Annotated in this window: 15 protein-coding genes; 9 read left to right on the top strand and 6 right to left on the bottom strand. The window is 63.0% G+C overall.

Annotated features, from left to right (window positions below; genetic code table 11):
- Nucleotides 1-54: 54 nt before the first annotated feature.
- On the bottom strand, nt 55-462 hold the full coding sequence (locus tag B5T_RS17045) for a DUF1090 domain-containing protein (RefSeq protein ID WP_014995776.1): 408 nt from the start codon (nt 460-462) through the stop codon (nt 55-57).
- Between the two features lie 57 nt (nt 463-519).
- On the opposite strand from B5T_RS17045, the gene rrtA reads away from it, so the two are divergent.
- From rrtA to rimI, 5 genes are all read left to right on the top strand, one after another.
- A complete protein-coding gene (gene rrtA, locus B5T_RS17040; RefSeq protein ID WP_014995775.1) occupies nt 520-1,119 on the top strand; it encodes a rhombosortase in 600 nt (199 codons plus the stop codon).
- Nucleotides 1,120-1,156: 37 nt separating this feature from the next.
- Complete coding sequence (locus B5T_RS17035; protein ID WP_229682944.1) at nt 1,157-2,806, top strand: DUF3592 domain-containing protein; 1,650 nt, start codon at nt 1,157-1,159, stop codon at nt 2,804-2,806.
- Between the two features lie 62 nt (nt 2,807-2,868).
- Nucleotides 2,869-4,416, top strand: coding sequence for a 2-isopropylmalate synthase (locus B5T_RS17030; RefSeq protein ID WP_014995773.1), 1,548 nt, complete (start codon nt 2,869-2,871; stop codon nt 4,414-4,416).
- Between the two features lie 34 nt (nt 4,417-4,450).
- Nucleotides 4,451-5,197, top strand: coding sequence for a hypothetical protein (locus B5T_RS17025; protein ID WP_014995772.1), 747 nt, complete (start codon nt 4,451-4,453; stop codon nt 5,195-5,197).
- Complete coding sequence (gene rimI, locus B5T_RS17020; RefSeq protein ID WP_014995771.1) at nt 5,190-5,648, top strand: ribosomal protein S18-alanine N-acetyltransferase; 459 nt, start codon at nt 5,190-5,192, stop codon at nt 5,646-5,648. Before B5T_RS17025 ends, rimI begins: the two co-directional genes overlap by 8 nt.
- Nucleotides 5,649-5,658: 10 nt before the next feature.
- Here rimI and B5T_RS17015 read toward each other — a convergent pair whose 3' ends face one another.
- The 5 genes from B5T_RS17015 to flgA form a co-directional block, all read right to left on the bottom strand.
- Complete coding sequence (locus B5T_RS17015) at nt 5,659-6,114, bottom strand: hypothetical protein (RefSeq protein ID WP_014995770.1); 456 nt, start codon at nt 6,112-6,114, stop codon at nt 5,659-5,661.
- An 81-nt stretch (nt 6,115-6,195) separates the two neighbouring features.
- Nucleotides 6,196-7,431: an EAL and HDOD domain-containing protein gene (locus B5T_RS17010; RefSeq protein ID WP_041717093.1), complete on the bottom strand. Its 1,236-nt coding sequence runs from the start codon at nt 7,429-7,431 to the stop codon at nt 6,196-6,198.
- A gap of 57 nt (nt 7,432-7,488) precedes the next feature.
- Complete coding sequence (locus B5T_RS17005; protein WP_014995768.1) at nt 7,489-7,938, bottom strand: flagella synthesis protein FlgN; 450 nt, start codon at nt 7,936-7,938, stop codon at nt 7,489-7,491.
- Nucleotides 7,935-8,219: a flagellar biosynthesis anti-sigma factor FlgM gene (gene flgM, locus B5T_RS17000; RefSeq protein ID WP_014995767.1), complete on the bottom strand. Its 285-nt coding sequence runs from the start codon at nt 8,217-8,219 to the stop codon at nt 7,935-7,937. The genes B5T_RS17005 and flgM overlap by 4 nt, the downstream gene beginning before the upstream one ends.
- 112 nt (nt 8,220-8,331) lie before the next feature.
- Entirely contained in the window at nt 8,332-8,997 is a 666-nt protein-coding gene (flgA, locus tag B5T_RS16995; protein ID WP_014995766.1) for a flagellar basal body P-ring formation chaperone FlgA, read from the bottom strand.
- A 150-nt stretch (nt 8,998-9,147) separates the two neighbouring features.
- Between flgA and flgB the strand changes: the two genes are divergently transcribed.
- Genes flgB through flgE form a run of 4 tightly spaced genes read left to right on the top strand, consistent with a single transcriptional unit; the run spans nt 9,148 to nt 11,865 of the window.
- Nucleotides 9,148-9,555, top strand: coding sequence for a flagellar basal body rod protein FlgB (flgB, locus tag B5T_RS16990; protein WP_014995765.1), 408 nt, complete (start codon nt 9,148-9,150; stop codon nt 9,553-9,555).
- 29 nt (nt 9,556-9,584) lie between these two features.
- A complete protein-coding gene (gene flgC, locus B5T_RS16985; protein WP_014995764.1) occupies nt 9,585-9,983 on the top strand; it encodes a flagellar basal body rod protein FlgC in 399 nt (132 codons plus the stop codon).
- Nucleotides 9,983-10,669, top strand: coding sequence for a flagellar hook assembly protein FlgD (gene flgD / locus B5T_RS16980; protein ID WP_014995763.1), 687 nt, complete (start codon nt 9,983-9,985; stop codon nt 10,667-10,669). The genes flgC and flgD overlap by 1 nt, the downstream gene beginning before the upstream one ends.
- Before the next feature lie 14 nt (nt 10,670-10,683).
- The gene (gene flgE / locus B5T_RS16975; protein WP_014995762.1) at nt 10,684-11,865 is read left to right on the top strand and encodes a flagellar hook protein FlgE; all 1,182 of its coding nucleotides are present in this window, start codon (nt 10,684-10,686) and stop codon (nt 11,863-11,865) included.
- The last annotated feature ends 3 nt before the right edge of the window (nt 11,866-11,868 follow it).

Here is an 11,868-nt window from a genome sequence, read left to right as displayed (position 1 = left end):
GAATCTCCTACAGCAGTGATCAGAGGGCAGGGCGTTGTACCGGAGGCTCTTTGCTCAGCGTACTTGCAGCAGTGCCTCCAGGTCGGCCTGTTCTTCCGCCCATTCCTGCCGCGCCTCTTTGAGCTTTTCCCGCCGCTTTTTGATATCGTCCTTGTCGCCTTTCCGGATGGCGGCATCCAGGTCGGCCTGGCGTTCGGCGACTTCCTGCTGCGCTGCGTCGACGGCGCCGCGGGCGTCGTCGATCAGGCCTTGATCGGTGCAGTCGTCCCGCAGCGCGTCCAGAGCCCGCTGCAGCCCCCGGGCTTTGTGATCGTGGCCGTGAGCGCGCGCTTCCGCATGCTGACGTTCAACTTCGGCGATCTTCTTCCCGCACAGGGGCTGGTCGGCGAAAACGGGGGCCGCCAGTGCGGCGTGCAGCAGGACCAGGGTGGCGGGCAAGGTGAAAAGAGATGATTTCGGCATGGGGCAAATCCGTTTGGGTGAGCCTGTAGGGTAAAGGCAACGACACGAGAGGACCAGATGGTCGTTCGGGACCGGAAACTGTGGCGCCATGTGGCGATCTTCGCGCTCGTCGTGTTGGCGCTGGGCGTGGCCCACCAATGGGTCAATCCCTGGCTGCGGTACGATCGCGCTGCTCTGGCGGCGGGCCAGGGGTGGAGGCTGTGGAGCGCCCACATCAGCCACCTGAATCTGTGGCATACGGTGATGAATCTCGCCGGCCTCGGTCTGATCGTCCACTTCTTCCGTGATTTGCTGGACCGCTACCGGTTCTGGAGCTGGCTGCTGTTTTGCGGGCTGTTTTCCAGCGGCGCGTTATATCTCTTTGATCCGGGGCTGGATTGGTATGTGGGGCTGTCCGGGTTATTGCATGCCTTACTGGTGTTCTGCCTGTTACTCGGCTGGCGTGGCCATCCGTGGTTGCATTCGCTGGTGCTGGCGGTGGTGGCCGGCCGCCTGCTGGTCGAGCAATGGCCCGGCTATGATGTGGATTATTTGCGCGGCTGGATCGGCGGCAGCGTCTACGTGAACGCCCACCTGTACGGGGCGATCAGTGGTGTTTTCTTGATGATGGGAGTGACAGGGTTTGAACGAAGCCGCATCAGACACAAGGAAAGGTAGCAAAGGGCCGGGTTGCCTGCTGAACGGTTTCGCCGCCGTGTTTCTTTTGGCGGGCCTGGCCGCGATGTACTTCATAGCATTGAAGCCATTGTTTCATTACTGGCAGACCGACAGCTGGGAGCGGGTGCCGGCCCAGGTGTTGGACAGCCGTCTGAATCGCAGCACGTCCGACGGTTCCACCACCTACAGTGTCAGTGCGCGCTATCGATACCAGTATCAGGGACGCACCTACACCAGCGAATCGGTGTCGCTGTACGGTGGCAGTGATAACTTCGATGATTTCTGGCAGCGCCTAGCGCGCCGCCTGGAGCGGGCCCGGCTGGCGCAACAGCCGGTGCTGGCCTGGGTGAATCCGGACAAGCCGGAAAAAGCTTATCTGGAACGCGGCCTGCGCAGCGGGTCGCTGGTGTTCGGCTTCGCCTTTGGCGGCGTGTTTGCCCTGGTGGGCGGTGGCTTGCTGTTTTTCTTCAATCGAAGAGCCAGAGCTTCGGGGAATTCCGAGGGCGGCGGCGAACCGGTCTACAACAGCAACCAGAAATCCGGACACGGGTTTCTGATTGTGTTCGGCTTGATTTTTGCTCTGGTGCCGGCGCCGGGTTATTGGCCCGCTGTCAAGGGCGTGCCGCAGGGCGATTACGCCATGCTGTTTATCTTTCTGTTCCCCCTGATCGGGCTGTTGGTGATGGCCGGAGGCTGGGCCGGTCGCCGCCGTTACAAGTTCTTCGGGCCGACACCGCTGACCCTGGATCCGAACCCGGGCTACGCCGGAGGGCAGGTGGGCGGTGAGGTTCTGATCAGCCGGACGGTACCGCATTCGGCCAAATTCACCGTTTCCCTCTCCTGCGTGCATCAGGAGACCCGCGGCAGTGGCGATGACCGCCGCACGGATACCACGGTGCTGTGGCAGAGCGAGCAGGGTGGCTATGTGGAGTCCGGCATGCGCGACAGCCGCGTTCAGTTCTGCTTCGATGTGCCGGGGGATTTGCCGCCCACCTATCAGCGTGGCCGGCAATCGGTGTACTGGCAGGTTTCCATGGAAGGAGAGATGGACGGTCGCGAATTGCATCGTGACTGGTCCATTCCTGTGGTGCAGGGCGACGCTGGCAGCCGCTTTACTCTGCCGGAGTCCCATGTGGAGGAGGATCGCCGCGAGCGCGAGGAAGCGGCACTGGCGTCGGCCAGGGAACAGATCGTGATCAAACGCACCGGCCTGGGGCTGACAGTGACCAGCCGCGCCGGCCGCAATCTGGGCCTGAAATTGGGGCTGCTGCTGTTCGGCGGCATTTTCGCCGCGGTGGGCACCTTCCTGCTGATGCTGGCCCTCGATGAAGGCGGCATGCTGTATTTGATGGCCGGCGTTTTCGGGTTGGTGGGCTACGGCTTGGTCCTTATCACGCTGTATATGCTCGGACGCAGCCTCCAGGTGGTGATTCGTGGCGATGAAGTACGCAGCCGTCGGCGCTGGCTGGGGATTCCGCTGCGACAGCGCCGCATGCGGCTGCGTAACGCCGATCAACTGGTACTCGACAGCGCGCTCAGATCCACCACCAATGGCCGGGTACAGGAATACATGAATCTCTACGCTCAGGACGAGAGCAGGCGGGTGCGGGTGGCGGAGGGCATCGCCGGGCAGCAGGCCGGGGAGCAGCTCCGCGAGGAACTGTTGCGGGAACTGCATCTGGTTTGATACCCCCGGTCCGGGCTGATTTGCTAGAATTGATGAACCCCCATACTTGGCGAGATACGACGATGAACAAAGAGCGCCTGATCATATTCGATACCACCTTGCGTGACGGCGAGCAAAGCCCCGGCGCCACCATGGACCAGGACGAAAAACTGCGCATCGCCAAGGCGCTGGAGCGGATGCGGGTGGATGTCATCGAAGCCGGTTTCGCCATTGCCAGCCAGGGTGATTTCGAGGCGGTGAAGGCGATCGCCGATACCGTGCGCGAATCCACCATCTGTTCGCTGGCGCGGGCCAAGGCGGAGGACATCGACCGCGCCGCGGAAGCGCTGGCCGGGGCCGAGTCCGGCCGCATCCATACCTTTCTCGCCACCAGCCCCATCCATATGGAGCACAAGCTGCGGATGACTCCGGACCAGGTGGTGGAGAACGCGGTGGCGGCGGTCAAGCATGCCCGTAACCGCATCGACGACGTGGAGTTCTCCTGCGAGGACGCGGGCCGTTCCGAACTGGACTTCCTGTGCCGCATCGTCGAGGCGGCCATCGATGCCGGGGCCCGCACCATCAACATCCCCGACACCGTCGGCTATAACATTCCCGAGCAGTTCGCCGACACCATCCGCTCCCTGCTGGAGCGGGTGCCGAACGCCGACAAAGCGGTGTTCTCGGTGCATTGTCATAACGACCTGGGACTGGCGGTGGCCAACTCCCTGGCGGCGGTGCAGGCCGGAGCCCGTCAGGTGGAGTGCACCATCAACGGACTGGGCGAGCGGGCCGGTAACGCCTCCCTGGAAGAGATTGTGATGGCGGTGCGCACCCGCCAGGATCTGTTCCCGGTGGACACCGGCATCAACGCCCGCGAGATCGTGCCGGCGTCAAAACTGGTCTCCACCATCACCGGCTTCCCGGTGCAGCCCAACAAGGCCATCGTCGGCGCCAACGCCTTTGCCCATGAGTCCGGCATTCACCAGGACGGCGTGCTCAAGCATCGCGAGACCTACGAAATCATGTCCGCCGAGGACGTGGGTTGGCACACCAACCGCATGGTGCTCGGCAAACACTCCGGCCGTGCCGCCTTCCGCGCCCGCCTGGAGGAACTGGGGATCCCGTTGGGCTCCGATGCGTCATTGAACATAGCCTTCCAGCGCTTCAAGGATCTGGCCGACAAAAAGCACGAGGTGTTCGACGAGGACCTGCAGGCGCTGGTCAGCGATACCCGGCAGGCGGCGGAACAGGAGCGCTACCAACTGGTGGTGCTGGAGGTGACCGCCTGTACCGGCGAGACGCCGAAGGCGCGTATCGTCATCAATGTGGACGGTGAGGAACGGGAGGCCACCGCTGCCGGCGCCGGCCCGGTGGACGCCACCTTCAAGGCCATCGAATCCCTGGTGCAGAGCAACTGTTCCATGTCTTTGTATTCGGTGAATGCCATCACCTCCGGCACCGACAGCCAGGGCGAGGTGACCGTGCGGTTGGAAAAAGGCGGGCGCATCGTCAACGGCCACGGGGCCGACACCGATATCATCAGCGCTTCGGCGAAGGCGTATCTGAATGCCTTGAATCACTTCGCCTCCGGGCTACAGCGGGCCCATCCGCAGGCGGCGGACGTATGATAGAACCTGACATCGGACTGGCGCGGAGCGCCCTATGAATGAACCGCAGCGGCAAAGCTATCTGAAGGCCCTGGGGCTGACGCCCTGGGTGGCGCGGGTGGTGCTGCCCGGCGCGGCGCCTTCTCCGGAGCTGGCGCCGCCCGAGCCGCCACCGGCCCCGGAGGCCGCGCCAGCGAGCACCGAAGCACCGCGGGTGGCGGTGGAAACGGAGACGCCGAAAGCGCCGCCGTCGTTGTCCAGTGAATTGGAACGGACGCCACCACCGGCGCCGCGACCCGTCGCAAGGGAACCCGCCACGCCGGTCCAGGCCGCTGCGCAGCCCGTTGCCGCCGATCAGGCGTTGGTCTTTACGCTCGAAGCGCACCTGGCCGGGGAAACCTGGCTGCTGTTTCAACAAAGCGATGCCAAGGCGCCGGGATTGGGGCGTCACGACGGTGCCCTGGCGGCATCACTGCTGGCTGTGTTCGCCGCCGTCCCGTCCCGTCCACGCCGGTTCTATTGTCCGCTGACCGACGATCAACCGATGGACCCTAATGCCGCTTCCCAGGCGTTGACGGCGTTTGTTGCCGGTCTGGCGCGGCTGGATGGCGGGCAGCGCGCTCTGTTTTGCCTGAACGAGACACTGGCGAAGCAGGTGCTCGGCACGGAACGCTATCAAGAGTTCAAACTCGGCGAGATGGGCGCGCTGGTGGTGAGCAGTCTGGATGAGATGCTCTCGGAGCCGGCGCGGCACAAGAAACGCAGTTGGCAGGCAATGGTGGAATCGGGCTTCCATGGCTGAAATCACCGATGACGTGCGCCTGCGCACCATGACCAGCGCGGATCTGGAGCGGGTGCTGGCGGTGGAGCAGGATTGTCAGTTGACGCCCTGGTCGATGACCAATTTCCGCAGCTGTCTTGCCAGTGGTTACCACTGCAAGGTGGCGACCCACGAAGGGGAAATCACCGGTTTCATGGTGTTGTCCACGGTGCTGGATGAAGCCCATCTGCTCAATATCGCGGTGGCGCCGGCCTGGCAACGGCGCGGTATCGCTCGCTGGATGCTGGAGCAGGCCATCGCCCGGGCCGTCGATGGGGGCATGTCGGTGATGTATCTGGAGGTGCGGGCTGGCAATCGGGGGGCCAGGAAGCTCTACAAACAGCTCGGCTTCGAGATATGCGGTCGCCGGCCCGGTTACTACCGGGCCGAAGAGGGTTACGAGGACGCGGTGCTGATGACCCTGATGCTGTGATTGAGACCGGTCACGGCCGGTCCCGGTCCGGCTTCGCTCCCAAAGCGCTTTTCATTTGCCAGCCCTGATCGCCTTTGCTGAATACCAGCCGCCGTTCCCGGTTGAAGGTGTCGCCTTCCTCGAACGGGCCGAACTCCACCCGCACCGCGGCCAGGGCCATGGTCATGGCGAAGCGGTCCATCGGCTCGCGTTCGTCATCGCCGCGGATTTCACCAGCGTAGTCGGCCAGACCCTTGCGGGCGCGTAACCGGTAATTCACTTCCACGCTGTAATCCCCCTGGCTGTCTTCTACCGCGCTGAGTTGTTCCACGTCTTCCACTTCCAGCAATTCGTCGAGATGCGCCTGTTCCAGTTCCGCGTTCAGCGCATCGCGAATCACGTTGTCGCCCGGACCGCTGTCGCAGGCGGTGAGCAGGGCGGCCAGGGTCAGCAGGAGTAACAGAGGCAGGGAGCGCGGCACGGTCATGAGATTATCCTTATTGGCGAAAGACCCATGCTAGCAAGGCGGCGGCGCGGAGCCCATTGACCGCACCGCCGTGATCGGGTGTCACAAACTGCCGAGGGCCTGTTGAATCTGCCGGGCCCAGGCCACGCTGTGACGATAGGCCACTTCGTAGAACGAGGTGTCGTTGAGCCAGGTGAGTCGATCGAAGCGGCCGTTTTCGTAGTGTTCCACTTCGTTGAGCAGATCCCCGAGTTTCCCTTCGCGGGCCACCAGAGCGCGTTTCACGTCCTGGCTCAGGGGGACTTGATCCATCAGTTCCGGCATGGCGATGTCGGTGATGACATCCAGTTGCGACAGCAGGCCGACGATGAAATGGTTCACCGGGACCTCTTCGCCGGAGAGCTCCGCCATCACTTCGCACATGCGTCCGCGCACCAGCATATTGCGGACCAGATGCGCGGGCTTGTTGTGGCTGCCGTGCACCAGCAGCAGATTGGCCCAGCGCCGCATCTCGTCCATGCCCAGCAAGGCGATGGCCTGGGACAGGGAACTCACCTCACGGCGCAAACCCAGGGCGGCGGAGTTGACCACGCGCAGAATGCGCCAGGTCAGATGGGCGTCCTGGATGGCAATGGCCTCCAGCGACGACGGCGTTGATTCCGGGTTGTGCAGTTCGGCGAGCAGCCGCAGTAACAACAGCTGATTACCGGCGATCTTGCGGCCTTTTACCGGTACCGCCGTGGCCAGGAAATCACCCTGGTAATAACTGAACCCCAATTCCAGGCAAACACGGAAACGGCGGCGATCACCCAGATGATCGGCAAGCAGATCGGCGCCGTGGGGCCGGAGCCTTTCCACCGTGGCGCGCAGTGTGTCGTCGTCGAAGCGGCGAACGTCCAGTTTGATGATGTGGACCAGATCCAGCAGCGCCGGATCCACTTTGTCAGCCGGTCCGAACCCGTCCAGTGCCAGCCGGTAGCCCTGGCCGGCCCAGCGCCGGGCCTGGTCCAGCAACACGTCTGGCTCGGCCAAGCCGTGGTCGAGGTCGAGGATATACTGCTTTTTGGGCAGATGGGGTAACGACCGGGCCAGCAGCACTTCCGGGGTCACGCGCAGAAAAGTCGGCACGGTGCGGGTGCGGCCGTCCTGATAAACCTGGGAATAGGTGCCCAGAATCACCGGATGGCTGGATTCAATGTCGGACAGCGTGACGCTGTCGCCGCCGCCTTGCAGCAGCAGTTGGAAGGCGGCCAGATCCTGATTTTTGCTGTACACCGGCCGACAGGCCAGCATGACATCCAGTGCGTCGTCGTCGACGACCGCCTGTTTGAGAGTCATTGCCACGTTGTCATTCCTGCTCGCAGAATACGGAAGAAGCGGAAACGAGCCCCCTTATCAAGCGGACGAGGACAGCCGTCCGCTGCGCGGGCCTGGTTGGCCATCGGGGCCGTATAACGGATTGCCGGCCTGTTCGCGCAGGGCGTTGAGCAGCCGCAGATTGTTGGCCGCACGCAGTTCGATCAACTCGCCGTTGACCCGGTTGTCCGCGGCCACGGCCCGGGCACGGGCCTGGATCGCCCGCCACAACGGCAGACAGCCCGCTTCGCGGGCCGCCTGTTCGTCGCCTTGAGGCGTGTCGTCGTAGCCGAGCCGCTGCAGAGCTTCCCGGCGCCGGCCTTCGAAAGTGTCCAGCGTTTCCAGCAGAGCGGCTTTGCGTTGTGCCACGGCGCCCAACTCCGGACCGTCGATGCTGCCCTGAACCAGCAAGCCCCGCTCTTCGGACAGCAACTGTTCCAGCGAGGCCAGATGGTCGTGTTGGCGCTGCAAATGAATGTTCAGGCTCATGAAGGGGCGGACCGCGTTTCCAGCTCTTCCCGAACTCGCTCAATCAAGCCGTCGGCGATGCGGTCGGCGCGGATTTCCAGGCGGCCTTCACTGATGGCCTGGCGGATTTCCGCCACCCGCGCGGTGTCGATGTCGCCGTCGCTGCGGTCGCGATGCAGATGGGTTACCGCCGCCGGGCTGGTCTCCGCGGGCTCGTTGGCGGAACGCTCGACGCTGCGCTCGGCGGCTTTCTCCGGCACCGGGCGGTTGGCGCTGAAGGGGTGCGGATGATCAATTTTCACAGCTGTCTCTCCATTGCGTTCGCGGAGGCACATAGAGCCTGTTCATGAGCCCGTTCAAGCTCTCCTCTCACGCTTCATCGGCCAAAAAGCCGGGCGCTTGAGTCCGGGAACGTCAAAATGTGACCCGGGTCCGGTTTGGCCCGCTGACCACCACCGTCAGCACCTTCCGGTCCGGCAAGCGCACCCGGATCCGTTCACCCAGTGCGCCGTCCTCCAGAGCATGGGCCGCGCGTTCGATACGAAAGCCGGTCCCGATGGCTTCCACCTTCACCGGTTGCCGCCGCCGTACCAGAGGCCGGACGCGTAAAACGCTGTCCTGCAGCACAGTGCCGGCGTTCAGCGGGCGGGTCAGTTCCTTGCCGACAAGCTCATCCAGGCGGGTGACCGCCCGGCGTGGCAGGGCGCTCAGATCCCCCTCCCGCACCCGCAGATCGTCTTTTTCCAGAAGAGTGCCGGCTTCCAGACTGTCCGCCGCCACCCAGTAGCGTCCCCGGGCGCTGACCCTGGCCTGCAGATAACGGACCTGGCCATCACAGCGCACGCCGACGGTCACCGGGCCGAGCAGGGGCCGCTGATGACCGGGCAGAAACGGTGTGGCGTCGTCACAGGGTGGCAACGGCGCGCTCGGGGATTGCATCGTCACTTCGATGTGATCCCCCAGCCCGGCGGCTTCCCGCAACAGAAAGGCCCTGGCCTGTTGCTCCATCGCGGTGGTCGCCGCCGCCAGCGAGGGAATCAACAGCAACAACGCGCTGATTGCCCATGGCCATGCCTTCATGTTTTGTCATCTCTGATTCGGCCCATGCCCATAGTGTACGAAACCCCGCCGATGGCGAATAAACGAAATGGCCATCAAATGCATGGCTGTTTATCCGTTTGCAGACCCGGGGCCCGTTTTAGTCTGGCTGTATCCAAAAGGAGTTTAGCCATGATCGATAAACTGGCTGGTGCCCTGAACTTCTATCAGCAGGCACTGCAACTTCGTCACGAACGTCAGGGGGTATTGGCCGGCAACATCGCCAACGCCGATACCCCGCATTTCAAAGCGCGTGACTTCAACTTCTCCGACGAGCTGGCGCGGGCCGTGGCCGGGGATGAGCAGGAGCGGGCTTTGCATTTGACCACCACGTCCGAGAGACATCTGGCCACCGGAGTGTCCACTGAGGAGGTGGATTTGCTCTACCGGGTGCCGGATCAACCGAGCCTGGACGGCAACACCGTGAACATGGATGTGGAACGGGTGCAGTTCGCCGATAACTCGGTCCGTTACCAGGCCGCGCTCACCATGATCAACAGTCGCATTCAGGGCCTTAAGGGCGCCATGCAGTCGGAATAAACATGCAATCGGAATAAAAGGAAACCGTTATGTTTTCCATCTTTGAAATTTCCGGCTCGGCGATGGTGGCCCAGGCCCAGCGCATGAACGTCACCGCCAGCAATCTGGCCAATGCCGACAGCGTCGCCGGCCCCGACGGCGAAGCCTACCGGGCGCGCCAGGTGATTTTCGAGAGTCGCCAAAATGGCGAAGGCAGTGCCGGCGTGTCGGTGCGGGAAGTGGTGGAAGATCCGGCCCCCCTGCGCCGCGAGTACCGGCCCCATCACCCGCTGGCGGATGAGCAGGGGTACGTGACCATGCCCAATGTGGAACCGGTTCACGAGATGGTCAACATGATCGCCGCTTCCCGTTCCTATGAAGCCAATGTGGAAGTCCTCAATACCAGCAAGCAGTTGATGCTGAAAACCCTGACCGTGGGAGAAAGCTGATGGCGGGCGCCACCCAGAACATTAGTAACTCCGTGCTGAACAGTATGAACGGCACTGGCGCTGGCCGTGACAGTCGCGGCGCCGCCGGCGAGCTGCAGGACAGCTTCATGACCCTGCTGGTGACCCAGTTGAAGAATCAGGATCCGATGAATCCGATGGAAAACGCGGAGATGACCTCGCAACTGGCGCAGATCAATACCGTCAGCGGCATCCAGGAGCTCAACACCCGCCTCGGCGAGATCAACGACCAGATCGATGCTGGCAAGGCACTGCAGGCCACCGCCCTGATTGGCCGTGGCGTGCTGGTGGCCGGTGATCGGGTGCTGGTTGGGGAAGAGGGTGCCACCACGCCGTTTGGCGTGGAGCTGGAGGAGGCGGTCGACAATGTGGTGGTCACCATCACCGATGGTTCCGGGCAGGTGGTGCGCCGCTTTGAACTGGGCGCCCTGGACGCCGGTGTCGAATCCTTTGTCTGGGACGGCAAGCTGGAAGACGACACCCTGGCGCCGGAAGGCGCCTATACGGTTTCCATGACCGCCACCAGCGATGACGAGCCGGTGGATGTCACCACTTTGAATTATGCCCTGGTCAACGGGGTGAAGATGGGAACCGATGGGCTGCCGCGTCTGGATCTTGGCGGCATTTCCGATCCGGTGACGCTGGACGACGTCCGGCAGATTCTCTGAACAGGAGCTGAAAGATGGGTTTTTCTCAGGCATTGAGCGGTCTTAACGCGGCCGCCAGTCAACTGGACGTGGTCGGCAACAATATCGCCAACTCTCAGACCGTGGGGTTCAAGGGGTCCTCGGTGCAGTTCGCCGATGTCTACACCGGCGCCAAGGTGGGGCAGGGCGTGCGTGTTTCGGGTGTGTTGCAGGACTTCTCCAACGGCACTCTGGAGAGCACCGGCCGCAATCTGGATCTGGGTATCAACGGGGCCGGCTTTTTCCGTTTCCTGCAGGGGGAGCAGATTGTCTATTCCCGTAATGGCCAACTGACCCTGACCAAGGAAGGCTACCTGGAGAACGCCCAGGGCGCCCGGCTCACCGGCTTCCCCGCCGGCGTGGGCACCGGCGGCCAGCCACAGGTGTTGCAGGTGCCGGCCGGCGGCATGAGCGCCAGCGCCACCACCGGCGTGGATGCCACCTTCAATCTGGACGCGGAGAGCGACGTCATCACCGACGCCTTCGATCCGGCGGACGACGGTACGTACTCCTACGCCAACACCGCCTCAGTCTATGACTCCCTCGGCGTACAGCACACCATGACGCTGTATTTCGTCAAAACCGGTGAGAATGAATGGGCGGTTCACAGTGCCGTGGACGGCACCGTGGATGCGGCCAACTCCGGTCAGTTGCGTTTCAACAGCAACGGCACTCTGGACCAGGCCAACAGTACTTTTCCGGACTATTCCTTTGCCATGAACAACGGCGCCGATGACGTGACTTTCGGCATCAACTTCGATGGCACCACGCAGTTCGGTGAGGAATTCGACCTGGGTTCGCTGGACCAGAACGGTTACACCGCCGGCAGCCTGGTGGGGGTCACCGTGGATGACGACGGCAACATCATCGGCAATTACGCCAATGAGCAGTCCCAGGTGCTCGGCACTCTGGCGCTGGCCAACTTCCGCAACCCCGAAGGCCTGCAACCGGCCGGCGATAACGCCTGGGTGGAAACCGGTACTTCCGGGCAGCCGCTGCTTGGCCTGGCCGGTACCGGCATGTTCGGCAACGTGGAATCCCAGGCACTGGAAGTGTCCAACGTGGACCTGACGTCCGAACTGGTGGATCTGATCATCGCCCAGCGCAACTACCAGGCCAACACCCAGACCATCAAAGTGCAGGACGAAGTGCTGCAGAACGCGGTGAACCTGCGTTAATCG

This window comes from Alloalcanivorax dieselolei B5 (genome assembly GCF_000300005.1).
GTDB lineage: Bacteria > Pseudomonadota > Gammaproteobacteria > Pseudomonadales > Alcanivoracaceae > Alloalcanivorax > Alloalcanivorax dieselolei.
The sequence above is the reverse complement of the archived record's forward strand: the minus strand, read 5'-3'. Positions and strand labels throughout refer to the sequence as shown.

What these genes read in the sequence shown, in the direction of transcription:
- rimI (WP_014995771.1), top strand. Translation starts at nt 5,190, where the DNA reads ATGGCTGAAATCACCGATGACGTGCGCCTGCGCACCATGACCAGCGCG.
- B5T_RS17030 (WP_014995773.1), top strand. Translation starts at nt 2,869, where the DNA reads ATGAACAAAGAGCGCCTGATCATATTCGATACCACCTTGCGTGACGGC.
- flgB (WP_014995765.1), top strand. Translation starts at nt 9,148, where the DNA reads ATGATCGATAAACTGGCTGGTGCCCTGAACTTCTATCAGCAGGCACTG.
- B5T_RS17005 (WP_014995768.1), bottom strand. Translation starts at nt 7,938, where the DNA reads ATGAGCCTGAACATTCATTTGCAGCGCCAACACGACCATCTGGCCTCG.
- B5T_RS17010 (WP_041717093.1), bottom strand. Translation starts at nt 7,431, where the DNA reads ATGACTCTCAAACAGGCGGTCGTCGACGACGACGCACTGGATGTCATG.
- B5T_RS17025 (WP_014995772.1), top strand. Translation starts at nt 4,451, where the DNA reads ATGAATGAACCGCAGCGGCAAAGCTATCTGAAGGCCCTGGGGCTGACG.
- flgE (WP_014995762.1), top strand. Translation starts at nt 10,684, where the DNA reads ATGGGTTTTTCTCAGGCATTGAGCGGTCTTAACGCGGCCGCCAGTCAA.
- flgA (WP_014995766.1), bottom strand. Translation starts at nt 8,997, where the DNA reads ATGAAGGCATGGCCATGGGCAATCAGCGCGTTGTTGCTGTTGATTCCC.
- B5T_RS17045 (WP_014995776.1), bottom strand. Translation starts at nt 462, where the DNA reads ATGCCGAAATCATCTCTTTTCACCTTGCCCGCCACCCTGGTCCTGCTG.
- B5T_RS17015 (WP_014995770.1), bottom strand. Translation starts at nt 6,114, where the DNA reads ATGACCGTGCCGCGCTCCCTGCCTCTGTTACTCCTGCTGACCCTGGCC.
- flgC (WP_014995764.1), top strand. Translation starts at nt 9,585, where the DNA reads ATGTTTTCCATCTTTGAAATTTCCGGCTCGGCGATGGTGGCCCAGGCC.
- flgD (WP_014995763.1), top strand. Translation starts at nt 9,983, where the DNA reads ATGGCGGGCGCCACCCAGAACATTAGTAACTCCGTGCTGAACAGTATG.
- rrtA (WP_014995775.1), top strand. Translation starts at nt 520, where the DNA reads ATGGTCGTTCGGGACCGGAAACTGTGGCGCCATGTGGCGATCTTCGCG.